Source organism: Virgibacillus sp. 7505 (genome assembly GCF_002272135.1).
Taxonomy (GTDB): domain Bacteria; phylum Bacillota; class Bacilli; order Bacillales; family Amphibacillaceae; genus Terribacillus.
Window position 1 is genome coordinate 1 of record NZ_NPBF01000321.1, and the last position, 234, is coordinate 234.

Annotated in this window: 1 protein-coding gene; it reads left to right on the forward strand. The window is 47.4% G+C overall.

All coding sequences use genetic code 11. From position 1 onward, the window contains the following. Positions 1-234, forward strand: a 234-nt coding sequence (locus tag CHH91_RS19145; RefSeq protein WP_176465884.1) for a bifunctional ornithine acetyltransferase/N-acetylglutamate synthase, incomplete at both ends; no start/stop codon positions are given.

Sequence of the window (234 nt, forward strand, 5' to 3'; positions counted from 1 at the left end):
GATTCATCCAAATATGGCGACAATGCTTGGTTTTATTACAACTGATGCGAATGTCGAGCCTGCCGCATTAAAACGGGCGCTAGCCAAGGCCACGGATGAGACGTTCAACCGTATTACTGTAGACGGGGACACGTCAACAAATGACATGGTTCTTGTGCTCGCTTCTGGTCTTGCCGATAATCAACCTTTAGATGAAACGCACCCTGAATGGGCGAATTTTTATGGCGCTTTGTC